Below are 407 nucleotides of genomic sequence, written 5' to 3' on the forward strand. Positions count from 1 at the left end.
TCAGATTGAAGACAAAGTCCTCAGAAGTTATACTTCTGGGGATTTTTCTTGCTTTGAAGGAGTATAATAAAAGAAAAAGGTATTTGATGAGGTGTTCCTATGTTTCACAAAGAAAATCCCGAATACAATCGACGTCAAGTAGGATTCTATACGCTTGATGAACTTGTGCCTAAAGACCATTTTCTAAGAAAAGTCGAGGAAACGATTGATTTCTCTTTTATTTATGATCTTGTCGAAGATAGTTATTCCTCGGATAATGGTCGCCCTAGTCTAGACCCTGTTTTATTAGTTAAAATTCCGTTGATTCAATGTTTTTATGGCATTCGTTCTATGCGCCAAACCATTAAAGATATTGAGGTGAATACGGCTTACCGTTGGTTTCTTGGCTTATCTCTGGACGATAAGGT

Annotated in this window: 1 protein-coding gene; it reads left to right on the top strand. The window is 36.6% G+C overall.

The window, feature by feature from the left end:
* Positions 1-99: 99 nt before the first annotated feature.
* Positions 100-407, top strand: a 308-nt coding sequence (locus HMPREF2697_RS00840) for an IS1182 family transposase (protein ID WP_000468754.1), incomplete at its 3' end; no start/stop codon positions are given.

The sequence above is a fragment of the Streptococcus sp. HMSC064D12 genome, from assembly GCF_001837205.1.
Classification (GTDB): domain Bacteria; phylum Bacillota; class Bacilli; order Lactobacillales; family Streptococcaceae; genus Streptococcus; species Streptococcus salivarius_D.